The organism is Pseudonocardia sp. GCM10023141, assembly GCF_042653605.1.
Window position 1 is genome coordinate 74,105 of record NZ_JBHSIR010000068.1, and the last position, 18,762, is coordinate 92,866.

Below are 18,762 nucleotides of genomic sequence, written 5' to 3' on the forward strand. Positions count from 1 at the left end.
TCCAACCGGAACCTGTGGGCGTTGATCACTCGGCCGGCTCTCAACGCCGGAGCAGTTCGGCGAGCCGCTCCGGGGTGCCGTCCCACGTCCAGACCCCCCAGCCCGGCACCACCAGCAGGTACAGCGGCTGATCACCGGACAGCCGTAGGAGCTGGACGCCCACCGGAGCCGCTCCCGCCGGCGTGGACGCTGCCGGTGATCCCGTGCGGGCGTCGCGGCCGGCGGCGGGACGGGAGCGTTCCGCGGCGGCGATCAGGTCACCGAGATCATCCGCACCCGCCCGATCGGCCGGGTCGCCCAACGCCGGCGTCGAGTCATGGCCCGACCCGACCGAGTGATCCGGTGCCGGCCGATCTGCAGTCGGCCCAGCCCGGTCGGCCGAGCCGGTACCGCCGACGTCCGGACGATCCGGTGCCCGATCCCGGTCGGTCCCGGCGGTCGACGGCGTGCGGTGATCGGCTCCCGGATCCGCCGGGGAGTCCCCACCCTGCTGCGCCGCGTCCGACCGGGCTACCGGAGCCTTGTCCTGATCGGGCCGGTCCTGATCGGGCCGGTCCTGATCGGGCCGGTCCTGATCGGGCCGGGCTGCGGCCTTGCCGGACACCGCCGCGTTCGGAGCCGCAGGCTTCGCGTCCGCGAGCTTCGGGGCCACTCGCTTCGGGGCCACTGGCTTCGGGGCCACTGGCTTCGGGGCAGCCCGGTTGCCCGCAGCGGGAGCCGGAGCGGCCGGATTCGATGCCGCCGGAGCGGGTGCCGGTGCCGGTGCCGGTGCCGGTGCAGGTGCCGGTGCAGGTGCCGGTGCCGCAGGAGCCGGAACGGGGGTTCCGGGGATCTCCTGCCGGCCCAGCAGGTCGGCGATGTCCTCCACCGGGACGTACTCCGTCCACACCACCGCACCGCGGAACAGGATCGACGTGCCGCGCCCCTGCTCGGCCCGGTTCGCGCGCCGCGTCCCGTCCGGGAAGTCCGTCCGGTCGAACCGCGGGTTCCCGGCCGGCCCGTACGCCTGCAGGTTGCCGTTCGCGTCCACCGACAGCCGCCCGACTCCCAGCCCCGCCAGCTGCGCGTTGATCGCTGCCGGTGTCGCGCCGGTGCTCACCGTCGTGGTCAGCCCGCTGCCGTTCCACAGGACCGCGGCGGCGCCGTCGATCGTCACGCCCTCGGCCCGCGCCGTCGGCGGAACCTGGAAGTCCAACGCTCCCCCGGCGCCCACACCGGCCTCGGTCGTGATGATCCCGACCAGCTCACCCGTGCGCCGATCCCGCGCCAGCATCACCGTGTACCCACCACCCGGTCCCGCGTACGCCGCCACCCGTGAGCCCGCCAGCACCTCCAGATCTGACGACTTCGGGTCCGGGCCACCGAACAGCACGTCGGCTCCCTGGATCGCGGCCGCCGCCGAACCCGGGATCACCACCTTCTTCGGGATCCGGAAGTTCGGCTCCTTGTTCGCCAGCGTCCGCGCCCACGACGCGCTGCGTTCCGCGCGCGCCGCCGCCCGCTGCGCGGCTGCCGACGCGGCGCGCAGCGCCACCGCCGATGCTGCTGCACCGGACTCGTGGATGGGCGTCGGCAGCCCGGCCCTGTTCCGCGACGCGATCGTGGCCAGTGACCTGTCCAGCCCGGTCCGGGCCGCGCTGGCCGTCGCCCTCGCCGCCTCGACCCGCTCCTGTGCGCGCGCCGCGCTGTTCGCCGATCGCTGGGCCCGCCACCCGTAGATCTGGTCCCGGACCGGCGTGATCGCGCGTAGCGCCGCACGCGCAGGCGCCGACTCCCCGATCCTGGTCAGCGGTGGCTTGCTCCAGCCCAGATCGCCCCGGATCCGGTCCAGCCGCGTCGTGGCCCGATCCGCGAGCTGCCGGGTCGCGGTCGCGTCGGTTCGCGCGGCCGTCGCGGACCGGGCGGCCGCAGCACCGGCCACCGGCGCCCGCGGGCTCCCGGCCCGAACCGCCCACACCTGCGACTGCCGCGCGAGCTTGTCCGCCTTCACCGCGCTGCGTTCCGCGCCGGCCACCGCACGACCGGCGGCGAAGCGCGCCACCGCGCCCTCGAGCCGGGCCGCACCGGCAACCGCCGGGCCTGCCGCTGTCCGGGCCTGTCCGGCGCGCTGCCCCGCGACCTGCGCGGTGCGCAGATCCTGAGCACGCACCTTCGCCTTGTCGAGCTGCTTGCCCGCTCCACGCGCCTTCGCCGCAGCGCGCTGCTCGGCGACGCCCGACCACGCCCGCACCACCGGATCCGGCACCCGCAACCGTGCCGTCGTCGGTACCGCGACGCCGGCCGCCCGCGCCCCGTCCGCTCCGGTCGCGCTCTGCCGCTCGACGGCGTTCGCCTTCAACCGCGCCGCACGCGCCGACCCGGCCGCGGTGTCCGCCGCACGCGATGCGGCCGAGGCCGCTTTCGGCGCCGGAAGCGCCGGACCGGGCTGCTGGGCCTTGCCGGCGCCGGGCCTTGACGTCGCGGGTGACGTCCCGGCCGTTGCCGCGGTTCCCTGTTGACGCTGGGGTGGTTGAGGTGTCCCAGCAGCCTTCGGCACAGCCGCCTTCGGTGCTGCAGCCGCCTTCGGTACAGCAGCCGCCTTCGGTACAGCCGCCTGCGTGCCCCCGGCCTGCTGGCCTCCGGTCTGGCGCGCGGGTGCCCGCTGGGGCTTCGTTGCGGCCGGCGTCCGGGGCTTCACCCCCTTCTTGCCCTTCCAACCCGACCCGAGGGTCCCCTGCGTCGTCGTCGCCTTCGCAGCCGTGCCGGCCGGCTGCGCAGCGTGCGGCAGCGCCGCCTGCGCAGCCGCGGGCTGCGGTGCCGCCGCCGGAGCCGCCTTCGGCGCCTTCCGGGCCTTGCCGCCCGACCCGGACGTCCCCTTCGGACCCTGCGGGGCCTGGGCCGCGCAGTTGTGCACCAGCACCGCGTCGTCGGTCGAGTCACCCACGTAGTAGGTGTGCAGGCCGTCGATGCTGAGGTTGTAGACCCGCTCGAACGGCACGGTGAACGTCTGCGCCGACGTCAGCGCGACCAGGTCGCCGTCCGCCTCGACGAGCAGGTGGCCGACCACGAGGTCACCGGCATCCACCCACGCCCCCGCCGTCACGTCCCAGAACGGGTGGTTGCTGGTCGCGACCAGCTCCTGCCCGTCGGCGGTGACGAGGCGCACCAGCGTCTTGGTGCCCTCGCCGTGGATCAGCTGGGTCACCGCCCGCGCCGCCGTCAGCCCGGTGAACGGGTCCGTGGCCAGGACCATGTCCCCGATCCGCACCGACTCGATCGGCACCACCCGGCCATCGGCCAGCAGTACCCCCGTGCCCGCCCGGAAGCTGTTGCCGGGGCCGAGACCCCGCGCCGCGCACTGGAAGGGCAACCCCTCTGTGGTGTCCCGGAAGGTCCCGTAGTGATCGGGGGTGTAGTAGACCTCGCCGTCCTTGCCGAGGACGATCCGCTCCGAGTCCCGCTTCGGGGCGGTCTCGCCCAGCTTGGGCGACTTCGGCCACACGTCCGACTCGGCGTAGTGGTTTTGCAGCTTCGTGGGAAGGTCATTCCTCCTGTTGAGCCACGTACCGGTGGGACGTCCGTTCGCGCCGCCCTGGTGAACCCCGGGTGGCGGCGACCCGGTGCGCCGGATCGACTCGGTCACGGTGTCGATCTGCCTGGCCAGCGCCGGGGACTCGGTGTCGATGACACCCCACTTGCTGGCGACGAACCGGGGTGGCTGGGGCGCCGCCGGACCAGCGGTGTCGATGACGCCCTGCCGCGGGTGGCTGACGAACCTCGCCTTCGGCCCGTCCGTGATCTGCTTCGGATCGGCCTGGCCGCGGCTCCCCGCCGGTTCACGGGCCGCACTCTCGGGGGTCCGGGCCGGCTGGGTGTCGACCGTGCCCTTGGGGCCGTTGACGAACCGCGCCTGTGGCGGCGGAGCCCGGGCACCAGCGCCCCCGCCCGCACCTGCCCGCACCGCGGGAGCCCGGCCGGGCGGTGTCACCGCACCGGTCTTCCCCTGCGGCGCGGCGTCGGCCCGGGCCGGCGGTGCGCCCGCGGGAGCGTCGGCCCTGCCCGCGGGCTCCACGTCAGCACGGGTGCCACCCGCACGGGGCGCGGCCGCAGGTGCTCGACCCTCGACGGACGGACCGCTCCCACGACCGGCCGTCTCCCCCGCCGGTGCCCCACCGCGCGCACCCTTCACCGGAACCACGATCGATCCCAGGTCGAACAACGCGCGCGCGTTCTCGTTCGGCTGCTGCGCCCGGCCCTGCTGGTACTCGGCGTCATCGCCGGCCGCGAGCGCCGACTGCTCGTCCACCAGCTGTTGCGCCTCCGCCCGCTCCTGCGGCGTGCTCGCCGTCCTGACCGACGCCCGGGCGCGTGCCACGTTCGCCGCCCGCCGGTCGGCCTCCCGGTCGGCCGCGGCCGTTGCCCCCGCGCCAGCACAGCGTTCCCACCGGGCAGAATTCGGGCGATCTCCTCGCCCTGCCCCATCTCCGGCCGCGGCAGGCCTGCGGCCGTCGTGGCCCCGCGGGGGTCTTGACCGTCCCGGTACCGCTGCGTTCGCTCGTCCTTCGTGGTCGGCTGCCGCTCGGCCTGCTCCTTGTCGATCGCCGCCGACTCGTCCCGGATCTGCTGCAGGCTGCGGGCCCGCAGATCCGTGTCCAACGGCAACCCGTCGATGCGCCGGTCCACCGACTCCGCGTCGTCGAAGGCCTGCTTCGCCGACCCTGCCGGGTCGGTCCGCTTCACCTCGACCGGGTCCCGCCGCCCGGCGGGCGCCGAGGCCCGGCACGCCGTGGCGCCCGGCTGGCACGTCACGTAGCCGAGCCCGCGATGGTCATCACGCACCGCCGCGACGTCCGGGGTGCCCTTCAAGCCGTCCGCGAACGCGCTCCGCGCGCTGTAGTCCGCGGGCCCGGGGTCGAATCCGGCGTCCCTGGCCCGCTTGGCCGCGGCCGCACCCAACCCGTCCTCGGTCTTCTTCAGCGCCTCCGGCGAGGCCTTGGCCGGGTCCTGCCGAACCCGGTCCACGGCGGCCTTCGCATCGGCGTCGGTGGTCGAGTCGCCCCGCGTCAGCGGTGCCAGCTTCTGCGAGATCGGCTTGGGCTGCTTGCGCTTCTGCGCGTCGTCGATGGCTGCCGTCCGGTCCTCCCACGGCAGGGCCTTCGCGTCGTACGCCGACCGCGTCGGGTCATCACGGCGCTTGAGCTCCTCCGCCGCCTTGCGGCCCAGCCGGGCCGCCTCGGCGTCCTCACCGCTCGCCTCGGTCCGCCGGTTGACCGCGCTCAACTGCGAACGCTGGTCGGTGTCGACCTTGATCGCTGCGGCCTTGGTCTTCGCCGCGTCGGAGTCGGCCTTGCTCTTCAGCCGCTTGTACTCGGGATCGCCCTGCGCATTGGTGAAATCGCGTTCACCTTGGCGGAAGCTCTCCTCAGCCGACTGCTGCGGCGCCACCTTGGGCGCCGACTTGGGGGCCGACTTGGGGGCCGACTTGGGCGACGCCTTCGGGGCCGCCTTCGCATCCGACTTCTGCTTCTCACCCTGCGCATTGGTGAAATCGCGCTCACCCTGGCGGAAACTCTCCTCAGCCGACTGCTTCGGAGCAGGCTTCGACTCCTGCTTCGACTCCTGCTTCGGAGCGGGTTTCGCGGCCGGCTTCGGCTCGGATTTCGCAGCGGGCTTCGGCGCCGGCTTGGGCGCGGCCTTCGGCGCGGGCTTGGGCGCCGGCTTCGGGGCCGGCTTCGGGGCGGGTGGCGCCGCCGCCTTCGCGCCCTGGGCGTTGGTGAAGTCGCGCTCGCCCTGGCGGAACGCCTCCTGGGCCGTCTGCTTCGGAGCCGGCTCCGGAGGAGGCGGGCTCGCCATCGCCGCACCGGCACCGAGCAGCCAGCACGCGACGACGCCGGCCGCCACCAGCAGCACCCACCGGAGCACGCGGACAGCGGTGTAGGACAGATCAGACACTGCAGGAGCCACCGTTCACGGGAGGGCCCGGACGGCAGCGTCAGCATCCGGGCGCGGCAAGGGACAGGGGCAGGGGCGGCGCGGCATACCGGCGTGGCCCACCAGGGAAACATCCGCGACGACGACAGCAGAAGCGCCCTGGACCACAGCCTCCCGAGACGACCAGTCGTGAGCAGTCAACAACCGGTGTTCGAGGATCGTGGCGAGGCGGAGTGTAGGTCAACCCCGTTGCCATGGTCAACGATCGCCCTAGACTTACGACGTGCTCGAACCACTGCTCCCGGGCGACGAGCCGCATCTGCTCACCGAGGCCGCACTCACCACTCTGCTGACCGCCGCCCGGGCGCACGGCGTGCGGGTGGGCCGCATCTCCATCGGCGCGGCCGCCAACGATGTCGACATCTTCGACGCGCTCCGCACCGTGTTCACGTTCCCCGACTACTGCGGTTCGGGCTGGGATTCCTTCGACGACGCGAGCGACGACATCGCGGAGGACACCGAGTTCCCGTTGCTGATGGTGGTGGACGGTGCTTTCCCGCTGCTCGCCCGCGATCCGCACCGCGCATTGCACTTCCTGCTGAATGCCGCCGACGAAGCACGACGCTGGACCGCAGAAGGATTCACCTGGACCCTCGCCGTCGCGACCGAACGGGATCTCGAGGCGCCGCGCCGGCACCTTCCCGACGCGCCGCGGCCGGCCGATCCCAGCCCCTGGAGTGGCTTGCTCCCCCGGGGCGGAGAACCGTTCATGGTCGCTTCCGCTCCGCGCATTCCTGGAGCACTCACCGTCGACCTCGAACGGATCCGGTCCGCAGCCGACATCGACGCCGTGATCGACGCGATCGCGGCGGCGCCACCCGCGAACGGGGTCGTCGTCGCCGACGGGCTCCAGCGCGTGCTGCGCCGCGAGCCGGCGCTGGCGGCGCAGATCGTCCTCGCACTCGACGTGTCCTACCGCCATGGCTTTCTCGTGCTCTATCCCGGCAGCGGCAACGAATGGACACGGCGATGACGAGTCGACACCACTCCGGCTCCGGTCGCGCGAGCCTTGCGGCGATCGTGGCCGTCAGCGCGCTGGCGACGGCCTGCACCGCGGCGCCGGCAACGCCGGCGCCACCGCCCGCCGCGGTGTACGAGCTCCCGCCCCGCCCGGTGCGTCCCGACGAGATCGCGCTGAAGCCCGTCGCCACCAACGAGGGCGACACGGTGTTCGAGCTGATCGGGCTGACGACCGGGCTCAAGACCCTGCTGGGCAGCCATGCGGAGTGGCCCGCGAAGGGGCAGTTCCTGCGCATCCGGCTCGTCGTCACCAACAACGGGCGCACCAACGTCCCGTTCGACACGAACCGCCAGCTGCTCCTCACCGCGGACGGCGCGCAGCACGCTCCCGACAGCCAGGGGATGCTGATCAAGCGGCAGCCGGGGCAGATCGAGATCGGGGCGAACGACCGGCTCGAGTTCGACCTGTACTACGACGTTCCGGTCGACGCGAAGGCCACGGCACTGCGCGTGTTCGGCGGCCCCACGCTCGCCGACTTCAGCGACACGACCGGCGTCGACATCCCTGTCGACGCCGGTCGTTGATCGCGAGGAGCCTGCTGGGTCAGCTCTGCTCCGCCACCTCGGCCGCACCCTCGACGTCGAGGTCACCGCCGAGGTAGGCGGCGCGCACGGCCGGGTCGTCGAGCAGGTCCGACGCCACCGCGCCCTTGACGACGCGCCCGGTCTCGAGCACGTAGGCGCGGTCGGCCAGCTGCAGCGCCTGCTGCGCGTTCTGCTCCACCAGCAGCACCGTGGTGCCGCGGTTGTTGATCTCCTTGATGATGGAGAAGATCTGCTGCACCAGGATCGGCGCGAGCCCCATCGACGGCTCGTCGAGCAGCAGCACCCGCGGCTTGGCCATCAGCGCGCGGCCGATCGCCACCATCTGCTGCTCGCCGCCCGACATCGTGCCGCCGCTCTGCGTGCGGCGTTCGGCGAGGCGCGGGAAGAGCTCGTACACCTCGTTGAGCTCCGCGGTGAACGACCCCTTGCGCGTGTAGGCACCCATGAGGAGGTTCTCCTGCACGGTCATGCCGGGGAACACCCCCCGGCCCTCGGGCGCCTGCCCGATCCCGACCCGGACCCGCTTGTGGCCCGGCATCCGGCTGATGTCCTTGCCCTCGAACACGACCGAGCCCGCGGCGAGCGGGCGCAGACCGGAGATCGTCTTGAGCGTGGTGGTCTTGCCGGCGCCGTTGGCGCCGATGAGGGCGACGATCTCGCCCTCGTCGACCGACAGCGTCACGTTCTTCAGTGCCGCGATCTTGCCGTAGTACACCGCGACATCGGTGACCTCGAGCATCATTGGGGAGCTCCCAGGTAGGCCTCGATGACCTTCGGGTTGCGCTGCACCTCGCGGGGCAGCCCCTCGGCGATCAGCTGTCCGAAGTCGAGCACGGCGATGCGGTCGCTGATGTCCATCACCAGGCCCATGTCGTGCTCGATCAGCAGCACGGTCCGCCCGTCATCGCGGATCTTGCGGATGAGCGCCTGCAGCGCGATCTTCTCGGCCGGGTTCATACCGGCCGCGGGCTCGTCGAGCAGGAGCAGCCGCGGGTTGGTGGCCAGCGCCCTGGCGATCTCCAGCCGGCGCTGGTCGCCGTAGGGCAGGTTCTTCGCGGCCTCGTCGGCGCGGGCGCCGATCCCCACGAACTCGATGAGCTCGCGGGCCTTCTCCCGGCCGTCCTTCTCCTCGGCGCGGTGCCAGGGGAGGTTGAGGAACGCGCCGATGGCGCCGGTGCGGTGGTGGGCGTCGGCGCCCACCATGATGTTCTCCAGCGCCGTCATGTTGTGGAAGAGCCGGATGTTCTGGAACGTCCGCGCGATGCCGGTCTTGGTGACCTTGTTGCGCTTCATCCCGTCGATGCGGGAGCCCGCGAACCGGATCTCCCCCTCACTCGGCGAGAAGACGCCGGTGACGACGTTGAAGACCGTGGTCTTACCGGCGCCGTTGGGACCGATGAGCGCGAAGATCTCGCCCTCGCGCACATCCAGCCGGGCGTCGTTGAGCGCGACGACACCGCCGAAGCGCATCGTGACGTGGTCGAGCTCGAGCAGGGGCTTGCCTGCCGTGGTGGTCGCCGCCGCGGTGGCCGGGCTCGGGCTCTCGGTTCCGGTCATCGGGACGCCTCCACTGCCGCGGCGTCCGGATCGCTGTCGGGCGAGGGGACCTCGGCCCCGAGCCCGCCCAGACCGCCGGTGCCTTCCTTGATCTCCGCCCGGCGCTGCCGGGACGGCAGCAGGCCTTCGGGCCGCAGCACCATCACGAGCACCAGCGCCGCACCGAAGACCAGGATGCGGTAGTCGGCGAACCCGCGGAACCGCTCCGGCAGCCAGGCGACGACGAACGCGCCCAGGATGACGCCGGGCAGGTTGCCCGCGCCGCCCAGCAGGATCGCCGCGAGGATCGTCGCGGACAGGATGAACGGGAAGTTCGTCGGCGCGATGAAGATGACCTTGCTGGCGAAGATCGTGCCCGCGAGCCCACCGACCATGGCGCCGAGCGCGAAGGCCAGCAGCTTGAACTTGAACGTGGGCACGCCCATCAACTCGGCGGCGTCCTCGTCCTCGCGGATCGCCGTCCACGCCCGGCCCACCCGGCTGCGCTGCAGTCGGATCGAGAAGATGATCGTCAGCACGATGAACGCGAGCAGCAGGTAGTAGTACGGCAACGGGTTGAGCGTGAACTCCACCCCGAAGATGGCGGGCGGGTGCGGGATCGGCGTGATGCCGCGCGCCCCACCGATCTCGTTGGTGTTGACCGCGGTGATGCGGACGATCTCACCGAACCCGAGCGTGACGATCGCGAGGTAGTCACCGCGCAGCCGCAGCGTGGGTGCGCCCAGGATGACGCCGGACACCGCGGCCATGAAGATGCCGAGGATCAGCGTCGGCCAGAACGGCCAGCCGTGCGCCGTGCCCAGGTAGGCCAGCGTGTACGCGCCGATCGCGTAGAAGGCCACGAACCCGAGGTCGAGCAGGCCCGCCTGGCCGACGACGATGTTGAGCCCGATCGCGAGCAGCACGAACGTGCCGATCGGGTTGAACAGCAACGACGTCCAGTCGGTGTAGGGCGACATGAACGACCCGATGATCGGGCTCGGCGCGACGATCGCCAGCAGCAGCACGACGCCGTAGACCACCCAGCGCTGCCACTTCGGCGCGTCGCCCCACCAGTCCCGGATGCCGTCGGAGAGTCCGCCGGCAGCCCCGCGCGCCCTGGCGAGCGGGCTGCGCTTGATCGTGGACTTGTCGTAGTGGGTCATGCGCGCGCCTTCTGCAGTGATTCGCCGAGGATGCCCGTCGGGCGGAACAGGAGCACGATCACGAGGATGAGGAACGCGATGACATCCTTCCACTGGGAGCCGAAGAAGATCGCGCCCCAGTTCTCCACGAGACCGAGCAGCACGCCGCCCAGCAGTGCACCGCGGATGTTGCCGATACCGCCGAGCACGGCGGCGGTGAAGGCCTTGATGCCGAGGATGAACCCGATGTTGAACCGCAGGTTCTCGAACTCCATGGCGTAGAGCACGCCCGCCACGCCCGCCATCGCACCGCCCAGCAGGAACGTGAGCCGGACGATCGTGTCGATGTTGACGCCCATCAGGACGGCGGCTTCCGGGTCCTGCGCCGTGGCGCGGATGCCGCGACCGATGCGGGTGCGCGCGACCAGCTGGTCGAGCAGGATCATCACCACGACCGCGGCGAGGACCACGATGACCTGGTCGGTGCGGATCTCGGCGTTGCCGATGTTGAACAGGACATCGCGGCTGACGATGCGCGGCACTGCCGTGTCGATGCGTCCCGGCCGGTGGAAGACGTTGGGGATGACGAAGAGCGCGAACAGCTCCTGCAGGAAGAGCGAGGCACCGATCGCCGAGATCAGGGCGGCGAGCCGCGGGGCGCCGCGCTTGCGGAGCGGCCGGTAGGCGATGGCCTCGAGCAGGACCGCGGAGCCGCCTGCGACGAGTGCGGACACGATGATCGCGGCCAGCAGCAGGCCGAACAGGGCGATACCGGTCAGCGGGGCGGAGACGCCGACGACCGTGATGAGCCCGAGCGCGGCGTAGCTCCCGATCATGAAGATCTCGGAGTGCGCGAAGTTGATCAGTCGCAGGACGCCGTAGACCATCGTGTAGCCCAGCGCGACGAGCGCGTAGATCGCGCCGATCGCCAGTCCACCGACGGTGCTCGGCAGGAATTGTTGGAGGAAGTCCTCTATCACGGAACCTTCAGGCTGTTCGGAGCCGGCATGGGCGCGTCGGTCGAGCACCAGGGAGCGGCTGCCACCGAAGGGGTGGCAACCGCTCCCCGCTCAGCAGTGCGTCAGCCGATCTTCGCCTCGGTCGACGGCCCGAGCAGCGTCAGCGCTCCGCCCTTCACCTGGTAGATGAAGATGGAGTTCACGTCGGGCTCGCCGTTGGCCTTGAAGGCGATCTTCTTCGAGACACCGTCGAGCTTCTCGGCGGAGACGAAGGTGTTGATGTCCTCTGCGGTGGTCTTCCCGGCCTTGATGGCGTCGACGAACAGCGTGGCCGCGTCGTAGCCCTCGGTCGAGTAGATCGCCGGGTCGGTGTTGTACGCCTTCTTGTACTTGTCCGTGAAGTCCTTCAGGACACCACTGGTGGCACCGAAGGGGATGTTGCACGGGCAGGCGAGGACGGCGCCCTCGGCGGCCGGCGCGCCGGCACCCTGGATGATGCCCGGGTCGAGCGAGCCGTCGCCACTGGCGAAGGTGGCGGTGACGCCGCCGTCACGCAGCTGCTTGAGCAGACGCCCGGCCTGCGCGTAGTACCCGCCGTAGACGATCACGTCGGGGTTGGCAGCCTTGACCTTGGCAACGGTCGAGGAGTAGTCGGACGCGTCCTTGGTGAACTGGTCGCGCTCGACGGTGACGCCCTTGGCCTTCAGGGCGGCGAGTGCGGCGTCGGCGAGGCCGACGCTGTACTCCTGGTCGTCGCTCAGGACGTAGGCGTTCTTCGGCGCCTTGGCCCGGATCAGGAAGTCGGCGATGCCGGGGCCCTGGTCGGAGTCGTTGGCGACGACGCGGTGCCAGAACTTCCAGCCGTTCTGGGCCAGCCCCGGGTTGGTGGCCGATGCCGAGATGCTCGGGATCTTGGCCTGCTCCAGGATCGGGCCGACCGCCTTCGACTCACCGGAGAAGGCCGGGCCGAGGAGCGCCACGATCTTGTCGGTGTTGATCGCCTGCTGGGTCAGCGGGACCGCCTGGTCGGCGCTGCCCTGGCTGTCGTACTTGACGAGCTCGATCTTCTTGGCTGGGTTCGTCGCGTTGTACTCGTCGATCGCCAGCTTCGCGCCGTTGAACGGCGGGATGACGATGCCGGAGTTCTCACCGGTGAGGTCGCCCATGAAGCCGATCTTCAGCGTGTCGCCGCCACCACCGCCCCCGCCGCCAGTGGCCGCGCCCCCACCGCCACCACAGGCGGTGAGCACCAGCGCTCCGGCCAGGGTCGCCGCAGCGACAACCATCCGCTTCCGACTCATACTGAGTTCCTTCCGTACTGCTTCCGGTGCACGACGCCCCGACACCGTCGCGTTCTCACGCATGTCGAGAACTGGCCGGACGCTAGCGACGCAGTACGACCACGTCACCATCCCGGGCTGCTCCTTTACCGGAACGCAACCGAGCCCGAGCGATGAGTGACCACGCCAACAGCGGAGGGTGAGGAATACGGCGACCCGGTTAGTACGTGATGCTCACGATTCCTTGGGCGCGGCGAGCCCGTCCACGACGGCCTCGGCGACCGCCTTCATCGTGGTGCGGCGGTCCATCGCCGTGCGCTGGATCCACCGGAACGCGTCCGGTTCGGACATCTGCTGACGCGACATCAGCAGGCCCTTGGCGCGGTCGACGACCTTGCGCGTCTCGAGCCGGTCGGTGAGCGAGGCCACCTCGTCCTCGAGCGCGCGCTTCTCGGCGAACCGGGAGACGGCCAGCTCGATCGCGGGCACCAGCTCGTGGCGGGCGAACGGCTTGACCAGGTACGCCATCGCGCCCGCGTCCCTGGCCTGCTCGATGAGGTCGCGCTGGCTGAACGCGGTGAGCATCACGACCGGGGCGATCCGGTCCTCGACGATGACACCGGCGGCGGCGATGCCGTCCATCTTCGGCATCTTGACGTCCATGATCACGAGATCCGGACGCAGGCTGCGGGCCAGCTCGATGGCCTGCTCCCCGTCGCCCGCCTCACCGGCGATCACGTAGCCCTCTTCGGTCAGCATCTCGGTGAGGTCGAGGCGGATCAGCGCCTCGTCCTCCACGACCAGCACGCGCAGGCCGACCGGGGGCACAACGTCGGACGCGGGCGTGCTCTCAGTGGAAACCTGCTGGCTCACTGGTCTTCTCCTTACACCGGTGGTCTATCCGGAAGGATTCAGAATAGCCGGGTGGCGGGGCCTCCCGGATGTGATCTCCGATGGGCTGCGGAGCCCGATCGGGCGATCGCTAAGCTGATCGCGGGCCCGACGGCCCGGCGCGCCCCCGTAATCCAACCGGCAGAGATAGCGGTCTCAAACACCGTCCAGTGTGGGTTCGAATCCCACCGGGGGCACCACAGGTTGCGGTTCGCCGTGTAACGGATGCCCGCAGACCTCCGAGTGACGGCGCGCAGCAGTACCTCACCCGGTAAGGATCTCCATGTCAGATCTGCGTCCCGTCCACGTCGGAGCCGACGAGGGCGACACGGTGTTCCTGGTCGGGGACACCTACACCACGCTGCTGTCCGGGGCACAGACCGGTGGCGCCTTCACGCTCCTCGAGGCGCTGGTCATGCCCGACGCGGGCCCGCCGCCGCACATGCACCACGGCGAGGAGGAGACGTTCGTCCTGCTCGACGGGGCGATGTCGTTCACGGTGGCCGGCACCACGCACGACGCCGGTCCCGGCTCCGTGCTGTACGTGCCCCGCGACACCCCGCACAGCTACCGCAACACCGGTGACGGCCCGGCGCGGATGCTGTTCCTGTACAGCCCAGCGGGCATGGACGGCATGTTCCCGGAGATCGGCGCCCCGGGCACGCGCGGTGCGATCCCCCCGCCGCTGGACCCGGCCGACATCGTGGCGATGGCCGCCGTCGCCGGGAAGTACGGCTTCTCCTTCGTGACCGGCTGATTCACCAGCGCCCGGCCGGGGCCGGCCCCGGCCGTCCGGTGGACAGCCGGGTGACCGGACTGGAATGCTGGGGGCGTCGCTCCGGACCCCTTTGGCGACACCGATTCCGGTGGCCCTGAGGTGTGACGATGACGCGCAATGGTGACGTAACGGGTGCTGCGGTGCCCGAAACCCGACGAGGCAGCGAGTTCGCCGAGCTCTCCCGTGAGGTGAAGGCGGCCGGGTTGATGGCACGGCGCACCCGCGGCTACTGGGTGCGGATCGGTGTCACGCTGGGGATCTACGCCGCCGCGTGGACGGCCTTCGGCCTGCTCGGTCCGTCGTGGTGGCAGCTCGCGGTCGCCGCGGTGCTGGCGATCGTGTTCACCCAGATCGGGTTCCTCGGTCACGACGCCGGGCATCGCCAGGTCTTCCACACGCGGCGGGCCAACGACCTGCTGGGACTGGTGTGCGCCAACCTGCTGATCGGGTTGAGCTACAGCTGGTGGATCGACAAGCACAACCGCCACCACGCCAACCCCAACCACGTCGACCGCGATCCCGACATCGCCGTGAGCGTCGTCGCGTTCACGCCGGCTCAGGCGCAGGACCGCGGCGGCGCGTTCGGTCGGGCGGTCGCCCGGCACCAGGCCGCGCTGTTCTTCCCGCTGCTGTTGCTCGAGGCGATCGCGCTGCACGTCGCCAGCGTCCGCGCGCTGGTCACGCGGCCGACCGACCGGCCCCGGGTGATCGAGTCGGTCCTGCTCGGCATCCACGGCGTCGCCTACGTCGCCGCGATCGTGATCGTGCTGCCGCCGTGGCAGGCGGTCGCGTTCGTCGCGGTCCACCAGGGCCTGTTCGGGCTCTACCTCGGCTCGACGTTCGCACCCAACCACAAGGGCATGGCCGTGCTGAGCGACTCCGACGAGCTCGACTACCTGCGCCGCCAGGTGCTCACGTCCCGCAACATCGCCGGCAGCCGGTTCCTCGACATGGCGATGGGCGGGCTCAACCACCAGATCGAGCACCACCTGTTCCCGAGCATGCCCAGCATGTCGTTGCGGCGCGCGAAGCCGCCGGTCCGTGCGTTCTGCATGGAGCACGACGTCGCGTACGTCGAGACGACACTGACCGGTTCCTACGCTCACGTGCTGCGCTATCTCGACGACGTCGGCGTGCTGGCGACACCGCCGGTGAAGGGCGCCGTCAGCGGCCCGTGAAGCGCGGCGCGCGGCGTTCCAGCACCGCGGCCAGCCCTTCGCGCGAATCGGCCGTACCGGACAACTCAGCCACCGTGCGGGCCTCCTCGGGAAGCTGGGCCTCCACGCGGGCTCCCAGCCCCGACCACACCAGCCGCTTGGTGGCCCCGAGCGCCTTCGGTGCTCCGGCGGCGAGCGTGCGGGCGAGCGCCAGTGCCTCGTCGTGCAGGTCGTCGTCGGGCACGACCCGCGTGATCAGGCCGATGGCGAGCGCGTCGGCAGCGGTGAGCGTCGGGTTGGTCAGGAAGATCTCCATCGCCTTCCGGACGCCGACGAGCTGCACCAGCGTGACCGACGACCCGGCGTCGGGCGCCATGCCGACCCGGGTGGCCCCGGACATGAACCGGGCCGACTCCCCCGCGATCACCAGGTCCGACGCGCAGACCAGACCGAACCCACCGCCCCCTGCCGCGTAGCCGTGCACGGCGGCGATCACCGGCGCCTGCAGCCCGAGCAGCCCCTGCACGCAGACCTGCAGCCAGGACGTGGCCTCGCGCAGGTAGTCCGGCAGCGCCGCGCCCTTGCTCGCGAACGTCTTGACGTCGCCGCCCGCGCAGAAGTTGCGGCCCTCCCCCGTGAGCAGGAGCACTCGGAGGCCGGGTTCACCGTGCGCGCGCATGATCGCGTCGTAGAGGGCGCGCAGGAACGGCACGTCCATCCCGTTGGACGCCTCGGGCCGGTTGAGGCGCAGGTGCCCGACGCCGTCGTCGTCGAGGTCGAGCAGGACGTGGCCGCTGTCGATCAGCTTCACGGTTCTCCCTCTTCGGTGAGATGGGCGAGCGTCGCCTCGACCTCCATGGCCAGGCCGTCGGTCAGCGAACCCGCCATCCCGGTGCGGACGAGCTGCTTGATCCGCGCGAGCGCGGCGCGGTCCTTGCCCGCGAGGTTCGCGACGAGGGCCGCGACGGCGTCCTCGAACCCGGCGGCAGGCACCGACCGGTAGACGACGCCCCAGGCCGCGGCCTCGGCGCCGGTGAGCCGGTCGCCGGTGAGGATGTGCCCGAGCGCCCGCGGTACCCCGACGAGCCGGGGCAGCCGCTGCGAGCCACCTCCGCCCGGGATCATCCCGGCGTTGGCGTGGTTGTCGGCGAGCACGGCGTCGTCGCGCACGATCGCGATGTCCACCGACTGGACCAGCTCGAACCCGCCCGCGACCGCGGCGCCCTCGACGGCGGCGACGACCGGAACCGGCAGCCGCGCGATCAGCTCGCAGGCGCCGATGAACGTCTCGAACAGCGGGCGCAGCGCGGCGGCACCCTGCTCGCGCAGCCGGGCGACCTCGGCGCGGTCACCGCCCGCGCAGAAGGTGCCGTCGGCACCGCGGATGACGATGACGCGGGCGCGCTGCGCCGCCGCCGTCAACGTGTCGCGCAGCGCCGCCGCGAGCTCGATCGTGATGGCGTTGCGCGCCTGCGGCCGGTTGAGCAGCACGTGTGCCACCTCCCCGTCGACGCGCAGCAGGACCGGGTTGCTCACGTGTCCTCCCGCCAGCGGTCCGCGGCCGGGTCGAGCAGCCGGCGCAGGTGACCGTCGGGCAGCCAGACCAGCGTCTCCAGCTCGAGCGCGTCGAGGTAGCGGACGCGCCCGGTGCGGCGGTCCTCCAGGCGCAGGCGGGGGCTGTTGGCGTCCCCGTCGACGCTGACGGCGACCTGGGCGAACTCGTTGCCGATGATCTCCATCAGATCAGGAACGCCAATGTGGGCAGCACGCGCGCGTTGTCGACGAGCGCCACCTTCTTGTAGGCCATCCGCAGCGCGCCGTCGACGAGGCGCAGCCGGTAGGTGTAGCGGCCGGCCCACAGCTGCGTGCCCCGCTCCCGCGACTCGACGAGCACGAAGTTGGCCTCGACCGTGACCTCCGGTCCCTCACCATCGAGCACTTCCACATTGGACACCACCCGGCGCAGCCGCGAGCGCGGCGTCTGGGAGTGCCGGCGGCCGGTCTTGAGCTGTTTGATCCGGGTGGAGATCCGGTTGCGGTTGTCGTGCACCACCGACATCTGCGTCATCGGGTCGGTGTCGTCGGCGCCCGCAGGCACCCAGTAGAGGGCGTCATCGGTCCAGAGCGACTCCCAGCCGTCGTAGTCGTGCTCGTCGGCCAGCCGGGCCTCGCGGTAGAGGAACTGCTCGAGGACGCGGATGTCGAGTTCCGTCGCGGCCGTCACGCGCTCATCAGCTCCTTGTAGTGCGCCCAGAACCCGCGCATCCCCGTCTCGTCGGTGGCGCCGCCGACCGTCAGGCCGCGCTCGTCGACGTGCTCGCGGTGCGCGCCGCGGCGCACGTCGAGCCACTCGGGGCGCAGCTCGGCGACCCCGACCTGGTTGCGCTCGTACATCTCGGTGTCGTCGGCCAGCAGCAGCCCCGCGGGCCCGACGGACCCGACGCACTGCTGCAGCATCCGCCTGTTCATCTCCGGCGCGCCCTTGAGCTGCACGGCCGTGACGTGCTGGACGGTGAGGTCGGCGGCCAGCGGCTGGATGGTGAACATGCTGATCTCGGCGATGAACAGGTTGGGGAAGATCATCACGTGCGGCGCGCCCTCGACGAGGATGTCCTCGGCGGCCGGCCCGTGCAGCGCGCGCATCGCGGCGACGTAGTCGGGCACCTTGGCCTCGGTGGTGCCGAACCAGCCCAGCGGCGCACCCAGCCTGCGGAACTCCGGACGCAGGTCGTTCTCGCTGTGGCCGTTGCCCAGCGCGCGTGTGACGGCCGTGGACTTCTCGCCGTAGAGCGCCCCGATGCCGCTCTCGGCCACGCTGAAGATCGAGGCGTGCACGAACTGCGGGTGGTAGCCGTCGGTCTCGTTCTCCGCCAGCAGCTTCCAGTTGGCCCGGGCGCGGTGCTTGAGCCAGCCGGCCTTGACCTCGATCTCGCCTTCGGGTGACAGGCGCACCAGCCGGTCGATCTCCCCGGCCGCGTCGCCGAGGTGCTGGGCGAGGCTCGGACCGTCGGCGGCGAAGCTGCCGAACACGAAGCCCTGGTACACCGCCATGCGTGGCACCCGGCCCAGCCCCAGCTCGTCGAGCTTGCCGCGGCCGCCGTAGCCCTGCGGGAACGGGTAGCCGATGAGCTCACCGGAGTTGCGGTAGGTCCAGCCGTGGTACGGGCAGCGGAACGAGCTGGAGTTGCCCTTGTCCGCCTCGCAGACCAGGTTGCCGCGGTGGGCGCAGCGGTTGAGCAGCAGGTGCACCTCGCCGCCCGCGTCGCGGGACATGATCACGTCCTGCGGGCCGATGCTCTTGCGCACGTAGTCGCCCGGCGCGGCGATCTCGCTGACGTGACCGACGTAGACCCACGAGCGGTACCAGATCTTCGCCAGCTCGTCGGCGAAGATCTCCGGCGAGGTGTAGAGCGACCCGTGCACCCGTTGCGGCTGCACCAGTTCGTCGTAGCGCATGTGGACCCGCCCCATTTCTTAATC

General features: G+C 71.4%; 17 protein-coding genes and 1 tRNA gene. 5 read left to right on the forward strand and 13 right to left on the reverse strand.

From position 1 onward, the window contains the following. Positions 1-40: 40 nt before the first annotated feature. Both ACFPFQ_RS39735 and ACFPFQ_RS39740 read right to left on the reverse strand, forming a co-directional pair. On the reverse strand, positions 41-4,177 hold the full coding sequence (locus ACFPFQ_RS39735) for a polymorphic toxin-type HINT domain-containing protein (protein WP_379628629.1): 4,137 nt from the start codon (positions 4,175-4,177) through the stop codon (positions 41-43). Further along, a complete protein-coding gene (locus ACFPFQ_RS39740) occupies positions 4,165-5,931 on the reverse strand; it encodes a hypothetical protein (RefSeq protein ID WP_379628415.1) in 1,767 nt (588 codons plus the stop codon). Before ACFPFQ_RS39740 ends, ACFPFQ_RS39735 begins: the two co-directional genes overlap by 13 nt. A gap of 262 nt (positions 5,932-6,193) precedes the next feature. On the opposite strand from ACFPFQ_RS39740, the gene ACFPFQ_RS39745 reads away from it, so the two are divergent. Continuing rightward, the gene (locus tag ACFPFQ_RS39745; RefSeq protein ID WP_379628416.1) at positions 6,194-6,943 is read left to right on the forward strand and encodes a barstar family protein; all 750 of its coding nucleotides are present in this window, start codon (positions 6,194-6,196) and stop codon (positions 6,941-6,943) included. Continuing rightward, positions 6,940-7,515, forward strand: coding sequence for a DUF4352 domain-containing protein (locus tag ACFPFQ_RS39750; protein ID WP_379628417.1), 576 nt, complete (start codon positions 6,940-6,942; stop codon positions 7,513-7,515). The genes ACFPFQ_RS39745 and ACFPFQ_RS39750 overlap by 4 nt, the downstream gene beginning before the upstream one ends. Before the next feature lie 19 nt (positions 7,516-7,534). On the opposite strand, the gene ACFPFQ_RS39755 is transcribed toward ACFPFQ_RS39750, so the two are convergent. The 6 genes from ACFPFQ_RS39755 to ACFPFQ_RS39780 form a co-directional block, all read right to left on the reverse strand. After that, on the reverse strand, positions 7,535-8,278 hold the full coding sequence (locus ACFPFQ_RS39755) for an ABC transporter ATP-binding protein (RefSeq protein ID WP_379628418.1): 744 nt from the start codon (positions 8,276-8,278) through the stop codon (positions 7,535-7,537). After that, positions 8,275-9,006: an ABC transporter ATP-binding protein gene (locus ACFPFQ_RS39760; RefSeq protein ID WP_379628630.1), complete on the reverse strand. Its 732-nt coding sequence runs from the start codon at positions 9,004-9,006 to the stop codon at positions 8,275-8,277. Before ACFPFQ_RS39760 ends, ACFPFQ_RS39755 begins: the two co-directional genes overlap by 4 nt. 83 nt (positions 9,007-9,089) lie before the next feature. Beyond that, positions 9,090-10,238 carry a branched-chain amino acid ABC transporter permease gene (locus ACFPFQ_RS39765; protein WP_379628419.1) on the reverse strand — a complete coding sequence of 383 codons (1,149 nt, stop codon included), beginning with the start codon at positions 10,236-10,238 and terminating at the stop codon, positions 9,090-9,092. Continuing rightward, positions 10,235-11,197, reverse strand: coding sequence for a branched-chain amino acid ABC transporter permease (locus ACFPFQ_RS39770; RefSeq protein WP_379628420.1), 963 nt, complete (start codon positions 11,195-11,197; stop codon positions 10,235-10,237). The genes ACFPFQ_RS39765 and ACFPFQ_RS39770 overlap by 4 nt, the downstream gene beginning before the upstream one ends. A 101-nt stretch (positions 11,198-11,298) precedes the next feature. Next, complete coding sequence (locus tag ACFPFQ_RS39775) at positions 11,299-12,477, reverse strand: branched-chain amino acid ABC transporter substrate-binding protein (protein WP_379628421.1); 1,179 nt, start codon at positions 12,475-12,477, stop codon at positions 11,299-11,301. A 213-nt stretch (positions 12,478-12,690) separates the two neighbouring features. Continuing rightward, positions 12,691-13,329, reverse strand: a complete 639-nt coding sequence (locus ACFPFQ_RS39780) for an ANTAR domain-containing response regulator (protein ID WP_379628422.1) — start codon at positions 13,327-13,329, stop codon at positions 12,691-12,693. A 141-nt stretch (positions 13,330-13,470) separates the two neighbouring features. On the opposite strand from ACFPFQ_RS39780, the gene ACFPFQ_RS39785 reads away from it, so the two are divergent. The 3 genes from ACFPFQ_RS39785 to ACFPFQ_RS39795 all read left to right on the forward strand — a co-directional run bounded on the left by ACFPFQ_RS39785 (position 13,471) and on the right by ACFPFQ_RS39795 (position 15,303). Continuing rightward, a tRNA-Leu gene (locus ACFPFQ_RS39785) sits at positions 13,471-13,547 on the forward strand. A gap of 83 nt (positions 13,548-13,630) precedes the next feature. Beyond that, complete coding sequence (locus ACFPFQ_RS39790; protein ID WP_379628423.1) at positions 13,631-14,104, forward strand: cupin domain-containing protein; 474 nt, start codon at positions 13,631-13,633, stop codon at positions 14,102-14,104. A 128-nt stretch (positions 14,105-14,232) separates the two neighbouring features. Continuing rightward, positions 14,233-15,303, forward strand: a complete 1,071-nt coding sequence (locus tag ACFPFQ_RS39795; protein WP_379628424.1) for a fatty acid desaturase family protein — start codon at positions 14,233-14,235, stop codon at positions 15,301-15,303. Here the strand turns inward: ACFPFQ_RS39795 and ACFPFQ_RS39800 are convergent. Genes ACFPFQ_RS39800 through ACFPFQ_RS39820 form a run of 5 tightly spaced genes read right to left on the reverse strand, consistent with a single transcriptional unit; the run spans position 15,290 to position 18,738 of the window. After that, on the reverse strand, positions 15,290-16,093 hold the full coding sequence (locus ACFPFQ_RS39800) for an enoyl-CoA hydratase/isomerase family protein (RefSeq protein ID WP_379628425.1): 804 nt from the start codon (positions 16,091-16,093) through the stop codon (positions 15,290-15,292). The two genes, ACFPFQ_RS39795 and ACFPFQ_RS39800, sit on opposite strands and share 14 nt — an antisense overlap. After that, positions 16,090-16,818, reverse strand: a complete 729-nt coding sequence (locus tag ACFPFQ_RS39805; protein ID WP_379628426.1) for an enoyl-CoA hydratase/isomerase family protein — start codon at positions 16,816-16,818, stop codon at positions 16,090-16,092. The genes ACFPFQ_RS39800 and ACFPFQ_RS39805 overlap by 4 nt, the downstream gene beginning before the upstream one ends. Continuing rightward, positions 16,815-17,021: a hypothetical protein gene (locus tag ACFPFQ_RS39810; protein ID WP_379628427.1), complete on the reverse strand. Its 207-nt coding sequence runs from the start codon at positions 17,019-17,021 to the stop codon at positions 16,815-16,817. Before ACFPFQ_RS39810 ends, ACFPFQ_RS39805 begins: the two co-directional genes overlap by 4 nt. Then, positions 17,021-17,506 carry an aromatic-ring-hydroxylating dioxygenase subunit beta gene (locus tag ACFPFQ_RS39815; protein ID WP_379628428.1) on the reverse strand — a complete coding sequence of 162 codons (486 nt, stop codon included), beginning with the start codon at positions 17,504-17,506 and terminating at the stop codon, positions 17,021-17,023. Before ACFPFQ_RS39815 ends, ACFPFQ_RS39810 begins: the two co-directional genes overlap by 1 nt. Next, entirely contained in the window at positions 17,503-18,738 is a 1,236-nt protein-coding gene (locus tag ACFPFQ_RS39820; RefSeq protein ID WP_379628429.1) for an aromatic ring-hydroxylating oxygenase subunit alpha, read from the reverse strand. Before ACFPFQ_RS39820 ends, ACFPFQ_RS39815 begins: the two co-directional genes overlap by 4 nt. Positions 18,739-18,762: the final 24 nt, after the last annotated feature.